Origin of the sequence: Gryllotalpicola protaetiae (assembly GCF_003627055.1) — a bacterium.
GTDB lineage: Bacteria > Actinomycetota > Actinomycetes > Actinomycetales > Microbacteriaceae > Gryllotalpicola > Gryllotalpicola protaetiae.
This window is the reverse complement of the sequence record NZ_CP032624.1, coordinates 557,946-581,042: the sequence shown is the minus strand read 5'-3', so window position 1 is coordinate 581,042 and position 23,097 is coordinate 557,946. Positions and strand designations below refer to the sequence as shown.

General features: G+C 68.2%; 19 protein-coding genes and 2 riboswitches. Of the genes, 10 read left to right on the top strand and 9 right to left on the bottom strand.

Annotated features, from left to right (window positions below):
* Nucleotides 1–27: 27 nt before the first annotated feature.
* The gene (locus D7I44_RS02885; protein ID WP_220093819.1) at nt 28–771 is read left to right on the top strand and encodes a class I SAM-dependent methyltransferase; all 744 of its coding nucleotides are present in this window, start codon (nt 28–30) and stop codon (nt 769–771) included.
* Here D7I44_RS02885 and D7I44_RS02880 read toward each other — a convergent pair.
* The 6 genes from D7I44_RS02880 to D7I44_RS02855 all read right to left on the bottom strand — a co-directional run bounded on the left by D7I44_RS02880 (nt 768) and on the right by D7I44_RS02855 (nt 7,503).
* Nucleotides 768–1,268, bottom strand: coding sequence for a GyrI-like domain-containing protein (locus tag D7I44_RS02880; RefSeq protein ID WP_120788107.1), 501 nt, complete (start codon nt 1,266–1,268; stop codon nt 768–770). The two genes, D7I44_RS02885 and D7I44_RS02880, sit on opposite strands and share 4 nt — an antisense overlap.
* 119 nt (nt 1,269–1,387) lie before the next feature.
* A complete protein-coding gene (locus tag D7I44_RS02875; protein WP_120788106.1) occupies nt 1,388–2,503 on the bottom strand; it encodes a substrate-binding domain-containing protein in 1,116 nt (371 codons plus the stop codon).
* 67 nt (nt 2,504–2,570) lie between these two features.
* Nucleotides 2,571–3,878, bottom strand: coding sequence for a multiple monosaccharide ABC transporter permease (mmsB, locus tag D7I44_RS02870; protein WP_120788105.1), 1,308 nt, complete (start codon nt 3,876–3,878; stop codon nt 2,571–2,573).
* Complete coding sequence (gene mmsA / locus D7I44_RS02865) at nt 3,879–5,396, bottom strand: multiple monosaccharide ABC transporter ATP-binding protein (RefSeq protein ID WP_281271685.1); 1,518 nt, start codon at nt 5,394–5,396, stop codon at nt 3,879–3,881.
* Between the two features lie 127 nt (nt 5,397–5,523).
* Nucleotides 5,524–6,537, bottom strand: coding sequence for a LacI family DNA-binding transcriptional regulator (locus tag D7I44_RS02860; protein WP_120788103.1), 1,014 nt, complete (start codon nt 6,535–6,537; stop codon nt 5,524–5,526).
* Nucleotides 6,538–6,582: 45 nt separating this feature from the next.
* The gene (locus tag D7I44_RS02855) at nt 6,583–7,503 is read right to left on the bottom strand and encodes an SDR family oxidoreductase (RefSeq protein WP_120788102.1); all 921 of its coding nucleotides are present in this window, start codon (nt 7,501–7,503) and stop codon (nt 6,583–6,585) included.
* 84 nt (nt 7,504–7,587) lie between these two features.
* Here D7I44_RS02855 and D7I44_RS02850 point away from each other — a divergent pair, with 84 nt between their 5' ends.
* Entirely contained in the window at nt 7,588–8,310 is a 723-nt protein-coding gene (locus D7I44_RS02850; protein WP_120788101.1) for a TetR/AcrR family transcriptional regulator, read from the top strand.
* Nucleotides 8,268–8,864: a DinB family protein gene (locus tag D7I44_RS02845; RefSeq protein ID WP_120788100.1), complete on the top strand. Its 597-nt coding sequence runs from the start codon at nt 8,268–8,270 to the stop codon at nt 8,862–8,864. Before D7I44_RS02850 ends, D7I44_RS02845 begins: the two co-directional genes overlap by 43 nt.
* A gap of 5 nt (nt 8,865–8,869) precedes the next feature.
* Here D7I44_RS02845 and D7I44_RS02840 read toward each other — a convergent pair whose 3' ends face one another.
* Nucleotides 8,870–10,321 (bottom strand): DHA2 family efflux MFS transporter permease subunit, encoded by a 1,452-nt coding sequence (locus tag D7I44_RS02840; RefSeq protein ID WP_120788099.1) that lies wholly within the window; start codon nt 10,319–10,321, stop codon nt 8,870–8,872.
* 73 nt (nt 10,322–10,394) lie between these two features.
* A riboswitch (glycine riboswitch) is annotated at nt 10,395–10,497 on the top strand.
* Nucleotide 10,498: 1 nt separating this feature from the next.
* Nucleotides 10,499–10,585: riboswitch (glycine riboswitch) on the top strand.
* 25 nt (nt 10,586–10,610) lie between these two features.
* On the opposite strand from D7I44_RS02840, the gene gcvT reads away from it, so the two are divergent.
* Genes gcvT through gcvP form a run of 3 tightly spaced genes read left to right on the top strand, consistent with a single transcriptional unit; the run spans nt 10,611 to nt 15,048 of the window.
* On the top strand, nt 10,611–11,756 hold the full coding sequence (gene gcvT, locus D7I44_RS02835; RefSeq protein ID WP_120788098.1) for a glycine cleavage system aminomethyltransferase GcvT: 1,146 nt from the start codon (nt 10,611–10,613) through the stop codon (nt 11,754–11,756).
* A gap of 2 nt (nt 11,757–11,758) precedes the next feature.
* Nucleotides 11,759–12,130, top strand: a complete 372-nt coding sequence (gcvH, locus tag D7I44_RS18450; RefSeq protein WP_220093818.1) for a glycine cleavage system protein GcvH — start codon at nt 11,759–11,761, stop codon at nt 12,128–12,130.
* A gap of 56 nt (nt 12,131–12,186) precedes the next feature.
* Nucleotides 12,187–15,048, top strand: coding sequence for an aminomethyl-transferring glycine dehydrogenase (gcvP, locus tag D7I44_RS02830; protein ID WP_245980191.1), 2,862 nt, complete (start codon nt 12,187–12,189; stop codon nt 15,046–15,048).
* Nucleotides 15,049–15,141: 93 nt separating this feature from the next.
* Here the strand turns inward: gcvP and D7I44_RS02825 are convergent, their stop codons facing one another.
* A complete protein-coding gene (locus tag D7I44_RS02825) occupies nt 15,142–15,855 on the bottom strand; it encodes a CPBP family intramembrane glutamic endopeptidase (protein ID WP_120790761.1) in 714 nt (237 codons plus the stop codon).
* A gap of 207 nt (nt 15,856–16,062) precedes the next feature.
* Here D7I44_RS02825 and D7I44_RS02820 point away from each other — a divergent pair, with 207 nt between their 5' ends.
* From D7I44_RS02820 to D7I44_RS02810, 3 genes are all read left to right on the top strand, one after another.
* Nucleotides 16,063–17,886 carry an ABC transporter family substrate-binding protein gene (locus D7I44_RS02820; protein WP_120788096.1) on the top strand — a complete coding sequence of 608 codons (1,824 nt, stop codon included), beginning with the start codon at nt 16,063–16,065 and terminating at the stop codon, nt 17,884–17,886.
* Between the two features lie 193 nt (nt 17,887–18,079).
* On the top strand, nt 18,080–19,627 hold the full coding sequence (locus D7I44_RS02815) for an ABC transporter permease (protein ID WP_120788095.1): 1,548 nt from the start codon (nt 18,080–18,082) through the stop codon (nt 19,625–19,627).
* Nucleotides 19,624–20,700 (top strand): ABC transporter permease, encoded by a 1,077-nt coding sequence (locus tag D7I44_RS02810; RefSeq protein WP_120788094.1) that lies wholly within the window; start codon nt 19,624–19,626, stop codon nt 20,698–20,700. The genes D7I44_RS02815 and D7I44_RS02810 overlap by 4 nt, the downstream gene beginning before the upstream one ends.
* A 15-nt stretch (nt 20,701–20,715) precedes the next feature.
* Here D7I44_RS02810 and D7I44_RS02805 read toward each other — a convergent pair whose 3' ends face one another.
* Nucleotides 20,716–21,339 carry a PH domain-containing protein gene (locus D7I44_RS02805; RefSeq protein WP_162940019.1) on the bottom strand — a complete coding sequence of 208 codons (624 nt, stop codon included), beginning with the start codon at nt 21,337–21,339 and terminating at the stop codon, nt 20,716–20,718.
* 58 nt (nt 21,340–21,397) lie between these two features.
* On the opposite strand from D7I44_RS02805, the gene D7I44_RS02800 reads away from it, so the two are divergent.
* Nucleotides 21,398–23,071 carry a dipeptide ABC transporter ATP-binding protein gene (locus D7I44_RS02800; RefSeq protein ID WP_120788092.1) on the top strand — a complete coding sequence of 558 codons (1,674 nt, stop codon included), beginning with the start codon at nt 21,398–21,400 and terminating at the stop codon, nt 23,069–23,071.
* Nucleotides 23,072–23,097: the final 26 nt, after the last annotated feature.

The following is a 23,097-nucleotide window of genomic DNA, read 5'->3' as shown; positions in this document are numbered from 1 at the left end:
CGCGCGGATTTCGGTAACGTCGAAGGCGTGCCAGACGACATAGACGGCTATGACAGAGCCCGCCTTGCCGCACTTTATGACCCGCTCGACCCCGATCGCTCCGACCTCGACGTGTACGTCGAGCTGGTGGCCGAACTGGGGGCCCGCCGTCTGATCGACCTGGGCTGCGGCACGGGTGCCTTCGCCCTGATGCTCGCCGGCCGCGGAATCCGCGTCACCGCAGTCGACCCCGACGAGGACGCGGTCGGCATCGCCCGGCACAAAGAGGGGGCCGATGCCGTCGAGTGGGTCGTCGGCGACGCCTCTGACCTGCCGCCGATGTCCGCCAACCTCGTGACCATGACGGCGAACGTCGCCCAGCATTTCCTGACGGATGCCGAGTGGGATGCCGCGCTCGCGTCGATCCGCGACGCGCTGCTGCCCGGGGGCTATCTGGTGTTCGAATCGCGGCGCCCCGAGGCCCGCGCCTGGGACGGCTGGACGCCCGAGCGCACCCGCGTCGAGGCCGACGTCGAGGACTACGGCCGCGTGCACGCCTGGCAGGAGGTGCTCGACGTCACCGACCACCTCGTGACCTTCCGCAGCTCGAACGCCTTCGAGGACGGCACCGTCATCGAGGTCGACACGACCCTGCGGTTCCGCACGGAGCAGGAGCTGCGGGTCTCGCTCGCCGCGGCCGGCTTCGAGACGGTCGAGGTGCGCGAGGCGCCCGACCGGCCCGGGCGGGAGTTCGTGTTCATCGCCCGGGTGGCGGACGAGGCCGACTACTAGGCGGATGCCACGGGCCGCACCGGCTGCACCAGGTCGGTGACCCACTCGCTCTGCGGGCGGAAGCCGGGAGTCCAGTAGACCTCGCGGCACACGCCGGCCAGTTCGTAGCCGTTCGCCTGGATCCACTGCACGAGGGCGTCCCACGACTCGCCGATCGTCGCCATCTCGCCGCGGTGCACTGTGACGGCGGCCTGCTCGAGCACCGGCAGGGTCGAGACCTCGACGCCGGGGACCTCGCTCACGGCATCCGGAATCACGAATCCCGCCGTGACGAGCGCGCCGGTGCCGTCGCCTGATTCGTCGGGTGCGTAGAGCGCGACCGCCGGTCCGTAGTCGGTGGGCGAGAGGCCTGCCTGCTCGACGGCCGCGCCGACGGCGGGGAAGATCGGCCCGATCACGGGCCCGATGTTCTCCGGCCCGAACCCAGACGCCTTCCTTGTGACGGTCGCGACGTGCTGCGGTTCAACGGCACGCACCTCGACACTGATCTCAGCCATCCGGCCCTCCTTCGACGTCGGCAATCATCCCGCGGCGAAGGGCGCGCCGGAAGAGTCGGCCGACGCGCGAAACGGCCCCGGAGCAGGGTGCGCTCCGGGGCCGCTCTCACCGCTGCGACCTACTGGTTGGCGGTCGCCAGCTTCTCGAGGTCTGCGTTGTTCTTGTACGCTTCGACCGCGTTGTCCTTGGTCACGAGCACGGGGGAGAGCTCGATCGACGGGACGATGATCGCGCCGTTGTCGTTGTTCTTGTCGTTGTCGACGGTCTTCGGCTTGTTGCCCTTGGCGAGCGTGCTCACGACGTCGACGGCGGCCTGGGCCTCAAGGTTGGTGTCCTTGTAGATCGTCGAGTACTGCGTGCCGTTCATGATCAGCGGGATCGAGTCGGTCTCCGAGTCCTGCCCGGTCACGACCGGGTTGGGGAGGCCGGCCGACTTCGTGGCCTGCAGGATGGCGCGGGCCAGGGTGTCGTTGGGGGAGAGCACGCCGTCGAGCTTGGCGCCGCCCGCGTAGTTGCCGGTGATCAGGTCGGTCATGCGCTTCTGCGCGTTCTGCGCGAGCCAGCCCTGGGTGGAGACCTGCTTGAAGTCGGTCTGGCCGGAGACGACCTTGATGGTGCCGTCGGCGATCTTCGGCTTGAGGACGCTCATCGCGCCGTCGAAGAACAGCGGGGCGTTGGCGTCGTCGGGCGAGCCGGCGAACAGCTCGACGTTGTAGGGGCCGTCGCCCTTCTCCTTCTTCAGGCCGTCGAGCAGGGCCTGGCCCTGCAGCTCGCCGACGTGGAAGTTGTTGAACGCGACGTAGTAGTCGACGTTCTTGGTGTTCAGGATGTTGCGGTCCCAGGCGATGACGATGGCACCGTCCTTCTTGGCGGTCGCGACCTGCGTGGTCAGCTGCGAGCCGTCCGCTGCGCCGATGATGATGACCTTGGCGCCCTTGGTCAGCATCGAGTTGATCTCGGCCTGCTGGCTCGGCACGGGGCTCGAGTTGTCCGCGTACTGGATGTCGGCCTTGAAGCCGGCCTTCTCGATCGAGTTCTTGAAGTCCTGGCCGGCGAGCACCCAGTTCTGGGACGTCTTCGCCGGCAGGGCGACGCCGATGAGGTCGCCCTTCTTGACCGAGGTGGAGCCGCTGTCGCCGGAGGCGCTGGCGGAGCGGCCGGTCGAGCAGCCGCTCAGCGTCAGCGCGGCGGCAGCCGCGACGGCGGCGATGCCGACGATGTACTTCTTGCGCATGTGATTGCCTTTTCTCTTCTTCGAGCGTGAGCGGCGTTGTGGGCCGCCCGGTGGTTCTCCTGCGGGATTAGGGCAGGGAGACGGTGGACTGGTCGTCGATCGACTTGGGCTGCTCGGCGGCGGTCGGCTCGCCGGCATCCGTCTTCGTCTTGTCGCGGCCGATGCCGAGACCGCGCATGATGCCGCCGATGAGCGACGGGCGGCCCTGCGTCTTGGAGTAGACGTCGAAGGCGACGGCGGCGAGCAGCACGAGGCCGCGGATGATCTGCTGCAGGTTCGACTCGGCGCCGATCAGCTGCAGGCCGTTCTGGAGCAGCGCCATGACGAGCGCGCCGACGATCGAGCCGGCGACGGTTCCGATGCCGCCCGAGACCGCCGCGCCGCCGACGAACACCGCGGCGATGGCGTCGAGCTCCCAGCCCGTGCCGTCCGCCGGGCCTGAGGCGCCCGCGTAGCCGACGTAGACCATGCCCGCGATCGCGGCGAGCACCGACATGTTCGCCATGACGAAGAAATTGACGCGGCGGATGCTGACGCCCGACAGTGCCGCGGCGTTGGCGTTGCCGCCGACTGCGTAGACCTGGCGGCCGAAGATCGTGTTCCGCGTGATGAAGCCGTACAGGATCGTGAGGACGCCCGCGATGATCGCGACGACGGGGAAGCTCGTGCCGGCCGAGCCCGCGGCGAAGAGGTACGTCGCGAACAGGGTGACGGCGACGAGGATGCCGGTGCGCACGACGCTCACCCACATCGGGACCAGCTCTGCGCCCATCTTGCGGCGCTTGGCGCGGCCGCGGGCCTCGATCCAGATGAGGGCGGCGACGGTGATCAGGCCGAGCAGCAGCGTGCCGTTGCTGAAGCCCGTGTTCGGCCCGAAGTCGGGGATGAAGCCGTTGCCGATGGTCTGGTACGACTCGGGGACGCTCACCGAGGTCGAGTTGCCGATCCACTGGTTCGCGCCGCGGAAGATCAGCTGGCCGGCCAGGGTCACGATGAACGCGGGGACGCGGACGAAGGCCACCCAGAAGCCCTGCCAGGCACCGACGAGCGCGCCGATGACCAGGCCGAGGATGATCGCGGCCCACCACGACCAGTGCCACTGGCTCATCGCCTGGGCGACGATGATGCCGACGAAGGCGGCGATCGAGCCGACCGACAGGTCGATGTGGCCGGCGATGATCACCATGACCATGCCGAGCGCCAGGATCAGGATGTACGAGTACTGCTGGAAGACGTTGATGACGTTCGTCGGGTTCAGGGTGAGCCCGTGGGTCGCCCATTCGAAGATCGCGATGATCAGGATCAGGGCGACGATCATCCCGTACTGGCCGGCACTCGTGCCTCGGCCGCCGAAGAGTTGACGGAGCTGGTTCATCTAGATCAGTGCGTCCTTCTTGCTGCTGGTCATGCTGCGCATGAGGTTTTCGGGATTCGCCTCGGCGGCGACGAATTCATCGGTGATCGAGCCCTCGAAGATCGTGTAGATGCGATCCGAGAGGCCGAGGAGCTCCGGCAGCTCCGAGGAGATGAGGATCACGCCCTTGCCCTGCTCGGCGAGCTGCTGGATGATCCGGTAGATCTCGAACTTGGCGCCGACGTCGATGCCGCGGGTGGGCTCGTCGAGGATCAGCAGGTCGGGGTCGGTGAACATCCACTTGGACAGCACGACCTTCTGCTGGTTGCCGCCGGAGAGCTTCGAGACGCCCTCTTCGACGGTCGGCACCTTGGTGCGCAGCAGCTTGCGGTACTGCTCGGCGACGTCGTACTCCTTGAGCGAGTCGACGACCCCGCCGCGCGAGATCTTGCGCAGGTCGGCCGACACCGTCGAGCGCTTCACCGAGTCGAGCAGGTTGAGGCCGAGCGCCTTGCGATCCTCGCTCACGTAGCCGATGCCTGCGTCGATCGCCTGTCGAACGCTGCCGAGCCTGAGCTCGCGGCCGTCCTTGAGCACCTGGCCGCCGAGCCACGTGCCGTAGCTCTTGCCGAACAGGCTCATCGCGAGCTCGGTGCGACCGGCGCCCATCAGTCCGGCGAATCCGACGATCTCGCCACGGCGCACGGTGAAGCTCTCGTCCTTGCACACGAGACGGGACGAATCGAGCGGATGCTGGACGTACCAGTTCTTCACCTCGAAGAACACCTCGCCGATGTGCGGCGTGCGGTCGGGGAAGCGGCTCTCGAGGGAACGGCCGACCATGCCGCGGATGATGCGGTCCTCGTCGACCCCCGTGTGCACGTCGAGGGTCTCGATGGTGCGCCCGTCGCGGATGATCGTGATGTCGTCGGCGACCTGCTCGATCTCGTTGAGCTTGTGGCTGATCATGATCGAGGTCACGCCGCGCTCCTTGAGCCCGACGATGAGGCTCAGCAGGTGCTGCGAGTCGGTCTCGTTGAGAGCGGCGGTCGGCTCGTCGAGGATGAGCAGCTTGACGTTCTTGTGCAGCGCCTTCGCGATCTCGACGAGCTGCTGCTTGCCGACGCCGATGTTCTTGATCTGGGTGTCGGGGTCCTCGTCGAGGCCGACGCGCTCGAGCAGCTCGCGCGCCCGGATCTGCGCCTGCGTCCAGTCGATGACGCCGCGCTTGCCGATCTCGCTGCCGAGGAACAGGTTCTCGGTGATCGAGAGCTCGGGGATGAGCGCCAGCTCCTGGTGGATGATGACGATCCCGGCTTCCTCGGACTGCTTGATGTTCGAGAACTGCACGACCTCGCCCTGGTAGACGATGTCGCCGGTGTAGGTGCCGAACGGGTAGACGCCGGAGAGCACCTTCATGAGCGTCGATTTGCCGGCGCCGTTCTCGCCGCAGATCGCGTGGATCTCACCCGCTGCGACGGTGATGCTGACGTCGGACAGTGCCCTGACGCCGGGGAATTCCTTGGTGATGGAGCGCATCTCCAAGATGGTGGTCGGGTTGCTCACCTGTTTTTCACTCCTCATTGAGCTCCATGTGAACGATCACATTCGGGCCGGAGCAGATCATAAGCCGAACTGTCTGTGCGTTGTCAAACCGAGGCGCGTCCTAGGCGCGTCGCGCCGGTCCGCTGGAGCGCCGCACCACGAGATGCGGCTGCACGTCGACGGTGTCGTCGTCGCGCCCCTTCACCAGCATCTGCACGCATCGCCTGCCGAGCTCCGCGAAGTCCTGATGCACGGTCGTGAGCGGGGGCCAGAAGTGCTCTGCTGCCGGGATGTCGTCGAAGCCGATCACGCTGATGTCCTCCGGCACCCGCACCGACAGCGCGTGCGCGGCGTGCAGCACGCCGAGGGCCATCTCGTCGTTCGAGCAGAAGAACGCCGTCGCGTCGTTCGCCGCGATCAACTGGCGGCCGGCGAAATAGCCGAACTCGGCGGTCCAGTCGCCGCGGATCGGCGGCAGCGTCGGCAGCTCGCGGTCGGAGAGCTCGAGCAGGTAGCCCTGCATACGGGCATCCGCCTCGATCCAGTCCTGGGGGCCTGCGAGGTGGCGGATGTACTGATGGCCGAGATCGGCGAGGTGCGCGGTGGCCGCGCGGGCACCGGCGGCCTGATCGACCCAGAGCGCCTGCGGGTCGCCGTCGAGCCCCGAGCGCAGCGTCACCATGGGCGGCAGGTCGGCGAGGGTCGCGAGCGTCTCGAAGACGCGCTGCTGCGGGGCGATGACGACGAGCCCCTCGACGTCCTGGTCGATGAGGCGGTCGACGGCTGTCGTCACGGATTCCTCGTCGATCTCGCTGAGGTGCGCGGTGTTGACGTAGAACCCTTCGACGGCTGCCGCCGCTTCGATCGCCTGGATGGTGAGCGCCGGCCCGTAGTTCGTGCGGACCGAGGCGAGCACCCCGATCGTGCGCGAGCGACTGGTCTTGAGCGCCCTGGCCGCTCGGTTGGGGCGGTAGTGCAGCTGCTCCATCGCCGCGAGCACCCGATCGCGCGTCTCGGGCCGTAAGGCCTCGGAATTGTTGAGCACCCGCGACACTGTCTGATACGAGACCCCGGCCAGACGTGCGACGTCCCGCATGTTCGGGGCGCGCGTGCGCGCGGACTCTGGGGAGCTCATCGGGGTGCCTCACTGGGCATGTGGTCGTTCACATGCCCGCAGACATTATGCAGGCAGCGATGTGGCGGTCAGCTCCTCGGCGACCTCCCAGAGGCGTGCGGCGGCCGCCAGGGAGCGCGCCGAGCGCGGAATCCTCGCCTGCTTCGTCGGACCCACGAGACCGAGTCGGCCGCCCGGCCCGTAGTAGGCGCCCTGCTCGGCCGCGGGCGAGGTCGCCGCGAACAGCAGCGGCTCCGCACCGGTTTCGACGCCCTGCGACGGCAGCAGGGTGCGGCGGATCGGCGGTAGCTGGCTGTCCGTGCCGCGGCCGAGGTTCCGGCCTGCGGTCTGCAGGTTCGTGCGGGTGTAGCCGGGGTGCGCGCTCGTGCTCAGCAGATCCCAGCCGCGGTCGGCGGCGACGGCGCCCAGCTGCCGCGCGAGCAGCAGGTCGGCGAGCTTCGACTGGGCGTAAGAGAATTGCGGCGAGAAGCGGCGACGGGTCCAGTTCAGGTCATCGAAGCGGATGCGGCCGAAGTTGGCCGTTCCGCTCGACATCGTCGCGACGCGGGCGCCCGGGGTCGCGAGCAGGCTCGGAAGCAGCAGGTTGGTGAGCGCGAACGGGCCGAGGAAGTTGGTGCCGAACTGCAGCTCGAAGCCGTCGGCCGTCTCGATGCGTTGCGGCGGCACCATAACGCCCGCGTTGTTGACGAGCACGTGCAGGGGCTTGCCGTCTGCGACGACGGATGCCGCGAATTCGCGCACCGACGCGAGGGAGGCGAGATCGAGCCGGCGCACCTCGAGCAGCGCGCCCGGCGCCTCCGCCCTGATCGCCGCCGCGGCCTCTTCGCCCTTCGCCGGCGTGCGCACGGCGATGATCACCTCGGCGCCCGCGCGCGCAAGCCGTCGGGCGACCTCGCGCCCGGTGCCGCTGTTGGACCCGGTCACGACGAATCGTCGCCCGTTCTGCGCAGGCACGTCGTAGTACATGAGGGAGCTCCTGTCTGGGATAATAGAACCACTGGTCTGTTGTGGCCACAATAACAGACCGACGGTCTTTTGTCTGGAGGGTTCATGACTGCCGAGTTCGCACGGGCGCGCAGCGACGAGCAGCGGGCGATGCGTCGAAGGGCGATTCTCGCCACCGCCGCCGAGGTGCTCGGCGACGGCACCCGCGTCGCCGACCTCAGCCTCAACGCGCTCGCCCGCCGCGTCGGCCTCGCCAAGTCGAACGTGCTGCGGTACTTCGAGACGCGCGAAGCCGTGCTGCTCGCCCTGCTCGACGCCGAGTACGGCAGCTGGCTCGACGAGGTCGAGGGCGAGCTGGTGCAGTCGGATGCTCCGGCCGACACCGCGTCTCAGCTCGAGCGCATCGCCGACGTGATCTCGCGCACGATCGCCGCCCGCCCCATGCTCGCCGAGTTGGTCGCCACCTCGGCCGTGGTCCTCGAGCACAACGTGTCGGCCGAGATCGCCGCGGACTACAAGCGCCGGGCTTACGCACAGGCGATGCGTCTGGTCGGGCTCGTCGAAGCACGGCTGGGGGAGCTTCCCGATGCGAGCCGCATCGCGCTCGCCGCATCCGTCAATCTCGCGATCGGCGGCGCCTGGGGCATGTGCCGGCCATCGCCCGGCATGGCCGAGGCGTACGCGCGCGACCCCGAGCTCGCCGCCATGCAGCTCGACTACCGTGTCGCAGTGCGCGAGCTCGTGGCGACCGCGCTCACCGGCCTGCTCGCGCGTAGCGTTGCGCCATGGCAGCAGAACGGGACGTCGACGACGAGAAGCAGACCCTGAAGTCCTACCTGCAGCGCCAGCGCGAGGCGCTGGTCTGGAAGGTCGAGGGCCTGAGCGAGCGGCAGGCGCGCTGGCCCATGACACCGACCGGCACGAACCTGCTCGGCCTTGTGAAGCACGTCGCCGGGGTGGAGTACGGGTATTTCGGCGAGGTGTTCGGCCGCCCCGCGACAGACCCGCTGCTCTCCGATTTCGACGCCGCGGAAGACAACGACGACTTCTGGGCGACGCCCGACGAGTCGATCGCCGACGTCATCGCGTTCTACCAGCGGGCATGGGTGCATGCGGATGCCACGATCGACGCCCTCTCGCTCGGCGATGTCGGCTTCGTGTCGTGGTGGCCGGCCGACAAGCAGCGGCCGACGCTCCACAGGGTGCTCGTGCATCACCTGCAGGAGCTCGCGCGGCACGCAGGCCACGCCGACATCCTGCGTGAGCTCGTCGACAGCCGGGTCGGGATCAATCCGAGGCTCTCGAACCTGCCGGATCACGACGACGCGTGGTGGGCCGCCTACACCGAGAAGCTGCGCGGCATCGCCGAATCATTCCCCTGAGCAGCTCAGCTCACCTCTTCCGCCGGCCGCCGCACGAAGAACGCCCCGGCGACAGCGCCGAGCGACACGATCGCGCCGATCAGGAACGCGGCGCGCACCCCGGCGGCCTGCGCGGGCTGCGCCGCCGCGCCGCCGTTCGCGGCGGACAGGGTCACCGCCGCGAGAACTGCGACGAACACCGCCGTGCCGATCGCGCCCGCCACCTGCTGCACGGTGCCGACAATGGCGCTCGCGTGCGAGTAGAAGTGCTTCGTCACCGAGCCGAGCGCTGCCGTGAACAGCGGAGTGAACATCAGCGAGAGCCCGAAGCTCAGCACGATGTGCGCGGCCAGCACGACCCACACCGAGGTGTGCTCGGTGGCGAACAGCGCGAGGAACCAGAGGTCGAGCGAGACGATCACGGCACCCGGCACCAGCAGCACCGCTGGTCCTCGCCGGTCGTAGATGCGACCGACCAGCGGCGCGAACAGGCCCATCACGAGGCCGCCCGGCAACAGCAGCAGCCCGGACAGCAGCGAGTCGAAGCCCAGCACCGTCTGCATGTAGATCGGCAGCACGATGATCGTGCCGAAGAACGCGACCATCATGACCACCATCAGCGCGACCGAGACGGTGAAGTTCCGCACCGCGAACGGCCGCAAGTCGAGCAGGGCGCGCTCGTGCCTTCCGAGGCGTCGCTGCCGCAGCACGAACAGCACGAGTGAAACGGCGCCGACCGCGAGCGCCACCGCCATGACCCACACGTCGGCGCTGCTTCCGCCCGAGGCATCCGTCGCACCGCCGATCTGCGCGAGCCCGAAGACCAACCCGCCGAAGCCGAGCGCCGCGAGCGGGATGGACAGCGCGTCGAGCGGCGCGGGCTCGGGCGGGCTCACGTTCTCGACGCTGAGGATGCCGATCACGAGCATCGCGACCGCGATGGGCAGCACGATCAGGAACATCCATCGCCAGGACAGGTAGTTGAGCACCAAGCCCGAGATCGTCGGGCCGATCGCCGGCGCGACCGAGATCACCGTCGAGACGCGGCCCATCAGGCGACCGCGCTCGTGCGGCGGCACGAGCTCCATGATGGTGGTCATGAGCAGCGGCATCATGATCGCGGTGCCGCACGCCTGCGTGACGCGCGCGATCAGCAGCACCGTGAAGCCCGGCGCGACGGCGGCGAGCAGCGTTCCGGCAGAGAAGAAGCTCATGGCGAGGATGAAGGCCGGCCGCGTCTCGAGCCGCTGCAGCAGCCACCCCGTCACGGGGATCACGACCGCCATGGTCAGCATGAACACCGTCGTCAACCATTGCGCGAGCTCGACGGAGACGTGCAGGTCGACCACGAGGTGGGGGATCGCGACGCCCATGATCGTCTCGTTGAGAATCACGACGAAGGTCGCGCCGAGCAGCAGCCAGATGACGCGGCTCGAGCGCGCGTCGATGCCGGCGGGTGCCTGCGCGGTGAGGGTCATTTCCAAAGGCTAAGGGCGACCGGTGACATCCGGTACGCTGGCCGCAGCACCACTCAACCGAATATCGGGCCTTCAGGCCGCCGCGGGAGAGCTGCGCAGTTCCGATTCACGACGCGCAGCACCGAAGGAGCAATCCTCCCCGACAATCTCTCAGGTACATGTACCGCGGCAGGCTGGCCACTCTGAAGAGCGAGTCTCGAACTCCGCCGACGGTGAAAGCACTGAGTGCGGTGCGAATCTCTCAGGCACAGATACAGAGGGGGAGTTCCTTCCTTCACTAGGAGAACTCTTGTCTGATCGTGTCTCACCGCTCGCCGAGGTGCACAACGCGGCCGGTGCCCAGTTCACCGATTTCGCCGGCTGGCAGATGCCCGTGCGCTATTCGAGCGACCTCGCGGAGCATCGCGCCGTGCGCGAAGCGGCCGGCCTCTTCGACCTCTCCCACATGGGGGAGATCGTGCTCGTGGGCGACGAGGCTGCGGCGGCTCTCGACTACGCGGTGAGCGGGCGGATGTCTGCGCTGAAGCCGGGTCAGGCGAAGTACACGCTGCTGCTGAACGCGGAGGGTGGGGTCATCGACGACCTGATCGTCTACCGCACCGGCGAGGACCGCTATCTCGTCGTCGCGAACGCATCGAACGCCGAGGCGGTCGCCGAGGCGCTGCACGAGCGCGCAGAGGGCTTCGCCACGCAGGTGTTCGACGAGAGCGACGACGTCGCGCTGATCGCGGTGCAGGGACCCAACGCCCTCGAGATCCTGTTCGCCGTCGAGGGGTTCGCGATCGAGGGCGGCCACCCCGACGGGGAAGACGTGCCGGAGACGCTGCGCGAGCTGCGCTACTACCGTGCCGTCGCCGGGCTGTTCCGCGAGCACCCCGTGCTGTTCGCCCGCACGGGCTACACCGGCGAAGACGGCTTCGAGCTGTTCTGCGCCCCTGACTTCGCGAAGGAGCTGTGGGAGACGATCGCCGAGGTCGGTGCGCCGTTCGGCCTGCTGCCGGCCGGCCTCGCCGCACGCGACACGCTGCGGCTCGAGGCAGGCATGCCGCTCTACGGCCACGAGCTCGATGCGACCACCTTTCCCGTGCAGGCCGGCCTCGGCCGCGTCGTCGACCTCGGCAAGCCGGGCGACTTCGTCGGGCGCGCGGCGAGCGAGCAGGGGCCGGGGGCGGATGCCAGGGTGCTGGTCGGCCTCACCGGCGACGGGCGCCGTGCGGCCCGCGCCGACTACGCCGTCTTCACCGAGGACGGCACGAGCGAGATCGGCGTCGTGACCTCAGGCGCGCTCTCGCCCACGCTCGGCGTTCCGGTGGCGATGGCCTACGTCGACCCTGCCTACCGTGAACCGGGAACCGCCGTCACCGTCGAGGTGCGCGGAACCAAGCATCCGTACACCGTCACCGTCCTGCCCTTCTACAAGCGAAAGAGCAACTAGCCATGGCCGCACCGCAGAACCTCAAGTACACGGAAGAGCACGAATGGGTGCTCGTCGACGGCGATGTCGCGACCGTCGGCATCACCGACTACGCCCAGGCGGCGCTGGGCGACGTGGTCTTCGTCGACCTTCCCGCGGAGGGCACGGCGGTCGCCGCAGCGGCGGTCGTCGGCGAGATCGAGTCGACGAAGTCGGTCGGGGAGCTGTTCGCCCCGATCGACGGCGAGGTCGTCGAGGCGAACCAGGCTGTCGTCGACAGCCCCGATCTCGTGAACTCCGACCCGTATGGCGCCGGCTGGCTGATCAAGGTGCGCTTCACGCAGCTGCCGGAACTGCTCGACGCCGCCGCCTACGACGAGCTGACCAGCAAGTGAGCAGGGGCCTGTTCGCAGATCGTCACATCGGGGCCGATGCCGAGCAGACCGCGGCGATGCTCGCCGCCGTCGGCTACGAGAGCCTCGACGCGCTCGTGCGGGCCGCGGTGCCCGCCTCGATCCAGTTGCCCGCGCAGACCGGCTCATCGAGTATTCCCCAAGCGGCATCCGAGCGCGCCGCGCTCGCCGAACTGCGCACGCTGGCCGGGCGGAACACCGTGAACCGATCGCTCATCGGGCAGGGCTACTACGGCACGCTGACCCCGGCGGTCATCCAGCGGAATGTGCTCGAGAACCCCAGCTGGTACACGGCATACACGCCGTATCAGCCCGAGATCTCGCAGGGCCGGCTCGAAGCGCTGCTCAACTTCCAGCAGGCCGTGTGCGACCTGACGGGCCTTGATATCGCGAACGCGTCGATGCTCGACGAATCGACCGCCGTCGTCGAGGCGATGCTGCTCGCGCGCCGCGCCTCGAAGTCGAAGTCGAGCCGCTTCCTCGTCGACGCCGATGCATTCCCGCAGACGTATGCGTTGCTCGCGGGCCGTGCGGCGGCCGTCGGCATCGAGCTCGAGACCGTGCGCCTCGCCGACGCGGACCCGGCCGGGCTCGGCGAGTTCTTCGGCGTCTTCGTGCAGTACCCGGGTGCTTCCGGGCTCGTCTGGAACCCGGCATCCGTCTTCACCGCCGCGCACGATCGGGGCGCGCTCGCCATCGCCGCTGCGGACCTGCTCGCCGTCGCGATCATCACCCCACCGGGTGAGCTCGGGGCGGACATCGCCGTCGGCTCCTCGCAGCGCTTCGGTGTGCCGATGGGCTTCGGCGGCCCGCACGCCGGCTACATGGCGGTGCGCACGGGGCTCGAGCGGCAGCTGCCCGGTCGTCTCGTCGGCGTCAGCCAGGACTCGGCGGGCAAGCCCGCGTACCGGCTCACGCTGCAGACGCGCGAACAGCACATCCGCCGCGAGAAGGCCACGTCGAACATCTGCACCGCGCAGGTGCTGCTCGCCGTGATGGCGTCGATGTACGCGGTCTACCACGGTCCGCGCGGCATCCGCGCGATCGCGACGCGGGTGCACGCGACGGCTGCGGCGATCGCGCGCGACCTCGAGGCCCGCGGCGCGCAGATCGTCACGCCCGCCTACTTCGACACCTTCCGGGTGCGGGTGGCGGATGCCGACGCCACGGTCGCCGCGGCGCACGAGCGCGGCGTGCTGGTCTGGAAGGTCGACGCGACGACCGTGTCGGTCAGCATCGACGAGGCCGTGGCGGAAGACCCCGGCGCCGTCTGGGAGCTGCTGCTCGACGTGCTCGCACCGGGTGCCGAGCCCGGGGACGTGATCGAGAGGCGCGGCTTCTACGGCACCGACGGCGGCGTCACCGTGTTCGCACCGAACTCGGTGCGCGAGTTCCCCGAGGCGCTTGAGCGCACCTCGGGCTACCTCACGCACCCGGTGTTCAACTCGTACCACTCCGAGACCGCCATGATGAGGTACCTCAAGCAGCTCGCCGACCGCGACTACGCGCTCGACCGCGGCATGATCCCGCTCGGCTCGTGCACGATGAAGCTGAACGCCGCGACCGAGATGGCCGCGGTCACGTGGCCGGAATTCGCGCAGCTGCACCCCTTCGCCCCGGCATCCGACGTCGCCGGCTACCTCGAGCTGATCGGCGACCTCGAGACGTGGCTCGCCGAGCTGACCGGCTACGACACGGTGTCTCTGCAGCCGAACGCGGGCAGCCAGGGCGAGCTCGCTGGGCTGCTCGCGATCCGCGGCTACCACGACTCGCGCGGCGACACGCAGCGCACCGTCTGCCTGATCCCGCAGTCGGCGCACGGCACCAATGCGGCGTCCGCCGTCCTCGCGGGTCTGCGGGTGGTCGTCGTCGCGACCGATGAGCACGGCAACGTCGACCTCGGCGATCTGCGCGCCAAGATCGCGGCGAACCGCGACGACCTCGCCGCGCTCATGATCACCTACCCGTCGACGCACGGCGTCTATGAGCACGACGTGGTGGAGATCACGGATGCCGTGCACGAGGCCGGCGGCCAGGTGTACGTCGACGGAGCGAACCTCAACGCGCTGCTCGGCTATGCGGCGTTCGGCGGCTTCGGCGGCGACGTCTCGCACCTCAACCTGCACAAGACGTTCTGCATCCCGCACGGCGGCGGCGGGCCCGGCGTCGGCCCTGTGGCGGCGAAGGCCCATCTGGCGCCGTTCCTGCCTGGGCATCCGCTCGCCCAGTCGAACTCGCACGTCGGGCTGCCGCATGGCGGCGCGCCGGTCTCGGCTGCGCCGTTCGGCTCGCCCAGCATCCTGCCGATCTCGTGGGCCTATATGCGCATGATGGGGCTCGAGGGCCTCACCCGAGCGACGGGGTCCGCGGTGCTCGCCGCCAACTATGTCGCAGTGCGCCTGCGCGAGCACTACTCGGTGCTCTACGCGGGCGAGGGCGGCCTCGTCGCGCACGAGTGCATCCTCGACGTGCGCACGCTCTCCGCCGAGACCGGCGTGAGCGTCGACGACGTGGCCAAGCGGCTGGTGGACTACGGATTCCACGCGCCGACCATGTCGTTCCCCGTGGCGGGCACGCTGATGGTCGAGCCGACGGAGTCGGAGGACCAGGGCGAGCTCGACCGCTTCATCGACGCGATGATCGCGATCGAGCGCGAGGCGCGGCTCGTCGGCGACGGCGAGTGGCCGGCCGATGACAACCCGTTGCACGGCGCACCGCACACGGCCGAGTCGGCGATCGTGGGGGAGTGGGCGCACGCCTACTCGCGCGAGCTCGCGGTCTACCCGGCCGGCCCGGCGCAGGCACGTACGAAGTACTGGCCGCCGGTGGGCCGCATCGACCAGGCGTGGGGCGACCGCAACCTCTTCTGCGCGTGCCCGCCCGTGGAGGCGTTCGCGTAAGCGGACGCCTCCACGGCGCGAGGGCCCAGTGGGCCCTCGCGAGGCCGCGCGCCGCCGAAGGCGGGAGCTCCGCCGCGGGCATCCGTGCGGGACTCAGCGGAACACTCCCGGCCAGAGCGCGACGGCGAGCGGGTAGCCCACGAACGACACGATGTCGAGAAGCGCGTGGGCCACCACCAGCGGCGCCGTGCGCCCCCAGCGCGAGTACACCCACCCGAAGACCACGCCCATCGCGGCGTTGCCGAAGAACGGGCCGACGCCCTGGTAGAGGTGGTACGAGCCCCGCAGCACCGCCGAGGCGAAGATGATCGGCCACTTCCCCCAGTCGAGCTGCCGCAGGCGTGTGAAGAGGTAGCCGACCACGATGACCTCTTCCTGCAGAGCTGCGCGCAGGGCGGAGAGCACGAGGACCGGCACTGTCCACCAGTGCGCGCCGAGCGGCGATGCCTGCACCTCTACGGTGATCCCGGCGAGGCGTCCGATGGCGTAGAAGGCGATTCCCGGCACGCCGATGCAGGCCGCGAGCAGCACGCCGGCGCCGAGATCGCGCCCAGGTCGGCGCCAGGTCAGGCCGATGCGCTGGAAGGCGTTCAGCCCGGGTTCCCACAGCAGATAGATGGCCAGTGCAACGGGGAAGAGGTCGAAGAACACGCCGAGCACCTGATAGGTGAAGTCCAGCCACTGCACGGGCGACTGCGAGGTGTTGAGGGCCGTCGACTGCTCGGAAAGCGACTTTCCCGACGAAAGATCAGCTATGAGAGCGACGATGGCGTAGATAGCGGATGCACCGAGCGAAAGCCCGAGCACGATAGCCACTTCCCACCACAGCCGCCGTTTCAATTGAGAAAACCTCGATTAGCGACGGAATCCGTAGTGATCGTTACGCGCGTGTAACGGTTTGGTCGCCGGTTTGGCCACGCGAGCACTCGGTGCATATCTTGCTTTCTATCAAGAGCGCTGTGGGGTGCCCAACAGGCGTGCCTACGGCTCTGCACCATTCCTACAGGAGGAACATTGAAGATCAAGCGGATCGGGGTGGCACTGGCTGCGGTTGCAGCCGCCTCCGCCCTGGCGCTGACGGGGTGCTCCGGCACCTCGAACAACTCGAGCGGCGATGAGATCAAGCAGAACCAGTCTCTGACCATCGCGCAGAACGGGCCGTTCAACGCCTACAACTCGAACGTCGGCCAGGACTACACCACCTACAACACCAACGTCACGTATATGACGTGGGCGTCGTTCAACTACTACGACAACACGCCCAAGCTCGTGAAGAACACGAAGTTCGGCTCGTACAAGGTGGTCTCGCAGAACCCGTTGACCATCAAATACACGGTCAACAAGGGCGTCAAGTGGAGCGACGGCACGCCCGTCACCGCTGCCGACCTCCTGCTGCAGTGGGCGAGCAACACCGTGAAGTACAACTCGTCCGACGCGGGTGGCGTGAACTTCGGCGGCATCGCCGCCGGCTCGTACCCCTATGACGAGACGAAGGCTCCGACCGTCGGCGACGACGACCGCTCGATCACGTTCTCCTACTCCGACCCGTTCGTCGACTGGGAGCAGCTGGCGTTCAACCCCGGCATCGCGGCCCACGCGGTCTACGACGTCGCGTTCCCCGACCAGAAGCTGAGCGGCGCTGACGCCGCCAAGAAGGTCGAAGACGCCATCGAGAGCGACGACACCGCCACGCTGACGAAGATCGCGAACGCCTGGCAGACCGGCTTCGAGTTCTCGGGCGACCTCCCCGCGAACAAGGAGCTCTACCTCTCCGACGGCCCGTACGTGATCACCGGCCTCAAGAAGGACCAGTACGTCACGCTCGAGCGCAACAAGAACTACACCTGGGGCCCGATCCCCAAGGTGGACAAGCTGACGATCCGCTTCATCCAGGACCCGACCGCCCAGGTCCAGGCCCTGCAGAACGGTGAGGTCTCGATCATCTACGGTCAGGCCGACGCCGACACCGTTGCTTCGCTCAAGGGACTCAAGGGAGTCACCACGGGCACCGAGGCCGGGTACACCTACGAGCACGTCGACCTGACGTTCTCCAACGAGACCGCGCCCGGCGGCCAGACGAACGCCAACGTGACCCCTGGTCCGTTCGACCCGGCGCACTGGGGCGGCGACGCCAACAAGGCGAAGCTCGTCCGTGAGGCGTTCCTCGCAGCCCTGCCCCGCCAGGACATCGTCGACAAGCTGATCAAGCCGATCAACCCCGACGCGAAGGTCATGAACTCGCAGACGATCCTGCCCGGCACCCCGGCGTACGACACGACCGTGGCCAGCAACGGCTCCGCCGCCTACGACAAGGTAGACATCGCCAAGGCGAAGTCGCTGCTGCAGCAGGCCGGTGTCACCAGCCCGCTCGATGTGCGTTTCCTGTACGGCAAGAGCAACACCCGCCGCGCGCAGGAGTTCGCGCTCATCAAGGACTCCGAGGCCCAGGCCGGCTTCAACGTCATCGACGATGGCGACGACAAGTGGTCCTCGATCCTCGGCAACGGCTCGTACGACGCCTCGCTCTTCGCGTGGCAGTACACCTCGCTCGCGGTGACCGGCAACCAGGCGGCCCTCCAGGGCGGCGGCGGCAACAACTTCAACGGTTACGCCAACACCACCGCTGACGCGGACTGGACCACCCTCGCGAAGACGTTCGACAAGTCCAAGCAGAACCAGCTCCTCGCGGACATCGACAAGCAGATGTGGGGCGACGCCTACGGCGCCACCATCTTCCAGTTCCCGGACGTGTACGCCGCTTCCAACAACGTGAAGAACGTCTCGTACTCGCCCATCGCTCCCAACCAGTTCTGGAACTTCTGGGAGTGGACCAAGTAACCCTGACGTACCCTGATCGGTAACGCCAGGTTCACCTAGAACCGAACACCGGTGTGCCGGGGCGAGAAGATCGCCCCGGCACACCCACGTCAGGCCCCGAATCCGACGCGATCCGTCGAGACGTGGGCCACGTCCGAGGAAAATCTATGAAGACCACTTCCACGCGGGGGCGGCAGAGCGCGAGGATTCCGCTGTGCTGACCTTCTTGTCGAGGCGCTTGCTGGCATCGATCATCGTGCTGCTGCTCGCGTCGTACCTCGTCTACATCCTGTCCGCGAACGCGGGCGACCCGCTCGAGGCGCTGCGAACCAGCACTGCGCGGAACAAGGAAGCGCTGATCGAGCAGCGCATCCAGCAGCTCGGGCTGAACGTGCCCGCGCCGCTGCGGTACTTCCTCTGGCTCGGCGGCATCCTCAAGGTCTTCATCGGCAGGTTCACCCTCGGTGACAACATCAGCGGCACCCCGGTGACCGCGGATGTCTCCGCCGCCGTCCTCGTCACGATCGAGCTGATCATCGCGAGCGTTGTGCTCGCCATCGTCTTCGGCATCCTGATCGGCATCACGACGGCGCTTCGCCAGTACAGCGGCTACGACTACACGGTCACCTTCCTGGCGTTCCTGTTCTTCTCGCTGCCCTCGTTCTTCCTCGCGGTCGTCCTCAAGGCATACGTCGGAATCACGTTCAACAACTACCTGACCGATCCGCATGTGGCGTGGTGGGCGTACGTGTTCATCCCGCTGATCATCGGTGCGGCCGCGGCGGGCGTCGCAGGCGGCACTGCACGCTTCCGCTGGCTCACCTTCGCGATCGCAACCGCGGCGACGCTCGCGGTCGTCGCGTTCGTGGCAGCGACCGACTGGCTCGTGACCCCGACCCTCGGCGCGGCGGACATCGTGCTCGTCGCGATCATCGCGACGGCGATCGCGCTGCTCGTCACCATGCTGAACACCGGGCTGCAGAACCGGAAGGCGCTGTACTCGGCGCTCACGGCCGTCGCGGTCGGCCTCGTGCTGTACTTCCCGTTCATGGCGATCTCGGGCAGCCTCAACCTCTGGACGCTGCTGCTGCTCGGCCTCGTGACCATCGCCGTCGGTCTCGTCATCGGCTACCTGTACGGCGGATTCGACCGCAGGCAGTCGATGCGCAACGCGGCGATCGTCGCCTTCACCACCGGCCTCGTGATCGTCGTCAGCCGCTTCCTGCGGTCATGGCACGACTATTCCCAGTACGTCGCCAACGGGCGCCCGATCGCCACGGTCGGCTCGGCGACTCCGAACCTCAACGACATCTCGACGAGCTTCTGGATCCACGGCCTCGACTCGTTCACGCACCTGCTGCTGCCGACGATCTCACTGTGCCTCATCTCGATCGCGGGCTACAGCCGCTACATGCGCGCCAACCTGCTCGACGTGATGAACTCCGACTACATCCGCACGGCGCGGGCCAAGGGCCTCAACCAGCGCACGGTGGTCATGCGGCACGCGTTCCGCAACTCGCTCATCCCGCTGACCACGATCGTCGCGTTCGACCTCGGCGCGCTCCTCGGCGGCGCCGTCGTCACCGAGAACGTGTTCGCGTGGTCCGGCATGGGCAAGCTGTTCACGGACGCGCTGCACGCCGTCGACGTGAACTCGCTGATGGGCTACTTCGTCGTCGCGGGCGTTGCCGTGGTCGTCTTCAATCTCCTGGCGGACGCCGCATACTCCGCCCTCGACCCGAGGATCAGGATCGCAGCATGAGCCAGCTTCCTCCCATCGAACCCGACCTCAACGAGGCGGCGGCGGGCGCGGCTGCGCCCTCCACCCTCGCCGCGACCGACCAGCAGAGCAACCTCGAGCTCAAGGAGGTCGAGGGCCTCAGCCAGGGCCGCATCGTCTGGCGGCGCTTCCTGCGCCACCGCGGCGCCATGATCTCGGCCGCGATCCTGCTGATCGTCGTGCTCGGCGCCTTCACCTCTGAGGGCATCGACGCGCTCGGCATCAAGATCCCCGGCTGGTGGCACTACAGCTACACCCAGCTGACGAGCATCCACGACGGGGGCGTGCCCTCGTGGCAGCATCCGTTCGGCCAGGACTCCCTCGGCCGTGACATGTTCGCGGTCGTCATGCGCGGCGCGCAGCAGTCGCTCATGATCGTGTTCATCGTCGGCATCATCTCGCTCGTCGTCGGCGTGATCATCGGCGCGGCCTCCGGCTTCTTCCGCGGCTGGATCGACACGATCCTGATGCGCTTCACCGACATCGTGCTCGTGATCCCGCTGATCGTGCTCACCGCGACCCTGGGCCGCAACTTCGGTGCCCGCGGCTCGCTGGTCCTCGCGATCGTGCTGGGCCTCGCGTCATGGACGGCGCTCGCCCGCCTCGTGCGCGGCGACTTCCTCAGCCTGCGCGAGCGGGAGTTCGTGGATGCCGCGCGGGTCGCCGGCGCGGGGCCGTGGCGCATCATGATGGTGCACATCCTGCCGAACGCGATCGGCGTCATCATCGTCAACACCACGCTGCTGATGTCGGCGACGATCCTCACCGAGTCGGCCGTGTCGTTCCTGAACTTCGGCGTCCAGTTCCCCGACGTGTCGCTCGGCTCGGTCATCGGCCAGTACCAGGCCGCCTTCGCGACCAGGCCGTGGCTGTTCTTCTGGCCCGCCGCGTTCATCGTGATCATCTCGCTGACGATCAACTTCATCGGCGACGGCCTGCGCGACGCGTTCGACCCGCGGCAGAAGCGGGCACTGAACAAGGCCGCACGCCAGTCGGCTGCTGCCGCCCGCGAGAAGGCCCGCGCCGCGGCATCCGCCGTCGACCAGCCCGCCTAGGCGGACCGCACGATGTCAGCGCACGAACGCCACGCAGACCGCCGCGATGATCGCCAGCGCGATCAGAGCGGCGGCCTCACGGCCGAGCCAGCGCGTCACGACGCCGGTGCCCTCGACGATTCCGCTGTCGAGGTGGCCGGCGCCCTGAAGCTCCTCCCAGTAGCGGCGCACATAGAGCGCCGCGAGGCCGGAATCGCTCGACGGGATGTCGCTCGGGCGGATGCTGCCCAGCATGAACGTCGACTCGGGCAGACCGGACGCGTCGGAGCGCGTGGCGCGCATGGTCGCGTAGCGGCTCGGCGCGGGGGCCGCCCAGGCGACGACCTTGCGCTTCGGCGTGATGAGCGTCAGCGCGTACTTCGTGTCGACGTTCTGAATGGCGGGCCACGAGACGGCGTGCACGCGCAGCAGGTTGCGCACCTCGACGCCGGCGAGCGAGATCGTGACGCTCGGCGACCAGAACAGCAGCCACATCACGTATGCGACGAGCAGGGCGAGCGCGCCGTAGCGGCCGAGGTCGGCCCAGCGGCCGGTCACCACGATCGTCACGAGCGCGGCGGCGCAGACACACCACACCAGCACGGTCAGCACCTGGCCGAATCGGGGCCTCAGCGTCTTGGATTCCTCGGTCACGCGCATCGCACCATCGTCCCAGACTTCAATTGACCAACCCTCCACGAGAGGAACACCTTCACCCATGGCACAGCACAACGAAGCCCCCATCCTCGAGGTCAACGACCTCGGCGTCGACTTCTGGGTCGACGGCACCTGGTACCCCGCGGCGGCGCACATGAACTACACCGTCGCGCCGGGGGAGGTGCTGGCGATCGTCGGCGAATCCGGCTCCGGCAAGAGCTCGAGCTCGATGGCGCTGCTCGGGCTGCTCCCGCCGAACTCGCGCGTCTCGGGCTCGATCAAGCTGAACGGCCGCGAGCTCGCGGGCCTCACCGAGGGCCAGCTGCGGCAGATCCGCGGCAAGGACGTCGCCGTCATCTTCCAGGAGCCGATGACCGCGCTGAACCCCGTCTACACGGTCGGGTTCCAGATCGTCGAGTCGCTGCGCCTGCACCTGCACCTCAACCCCACCGAGGCGAAGGCGCGGGCCATCGAGCTGCTCGAGATGGTCGAGATCCCGAACCCGGAAGGCTCGTTCGACAAGTATCCGCACCAGTTCTCGGGCGGCCAGCGCCAGCGCGTCATGATCGCCATCGCGATCAGCTGCGACCCCGTGCTGCTCATCGCCGACGAGCCGACCACGGCGCTGGACGTCACGGTGCAGGCCGAGATCCTGGACCTGCTGCGCAATCTGCGTCACCGTCTCAACAGTGCCATCGTGCTCATCACGCACGACATGGGCGTCGTCGCCGACCTGGCCGACAAGATCATCGTCATGAAGGACGGTGAGATCGTCGAGGCCGCGCCCATCCGCGAGATCTTCAACGCGCCCAAGCATCCGTACACCCAGCAGCTGCTCGGCGCCGTGCCGCGCCTGCAGGTCTCCGACCGCACCGACGGGCTCGACCCGTTCGCTCGCGCGGAGACCGTGCTGAAGCTCGAGAACGTCGCCATCGAGTACCCGAAGCACGGGCGCATCCCCGCGTTCCGTGCGGCTGACGACATCAACCTCGAGATCCGCAAGGGCGAGGTGCTCGGCCTCGTCGGCGAGTCGGGCTCCGGCAAGACCACGATCGGCCGCGCCGTCGTCGGTCTGCTGCCCGTCGTCGAGGGAAGCCTCACGATCAATGGCCGCGACCTCGCCGCGGCGGACGCGAAGGGACTGCGTGAGATCCGCCGCCACATCGGCATCGTCTTCCAGGACCCGGGCTCGTCGCTCAACCCGCGCTTCCCGATCGGCCAGTGCATCGGCGAGCCGCTGCTGCTGACGAAGCAGTTCGACAGGAAGGCGATCGACCGCCGCGTCGAGGAGCTGCTCGACCAGGTCGAGCTGCCCCGTTCGTTCCGCAACCGCTACCCGCACGAGCTCTCGGGCGGCCAGCGCCAGCGTGTCGGCATCGCTCGAGCGCTCGCGCTCGAGCCGTCGCTGCTCGTCGCGGACGAGCCCACCTCGGCACTCGACGTGTCGGTGCAGGCGCGCTTCCTCGACCTGCTGCAGGAGATTCAGCAGGAACAGCAGTTCGCCTGCCTGTTCGTCAGCCACGACCTCGCCGTCGTCGACCTGCTCGCCGACCGCATCGCGGTGATGCACCGCGGCAGGCTCGTCGAGCAGGGCTCGGCCGACCAGATCCTGCGCAACCCGCAGGACCCGTACACGCAGCGCCTCATCGCCGCCGTGCCCGTGCCCGACCCCGACGAGCAGCAGGAGCGCCGCGAAGCACGCGCTGCGCTTTTGGCTGAGTCCGGGATCAGCTAGCGAAGCCAGTCACAAGTAGACTGAGA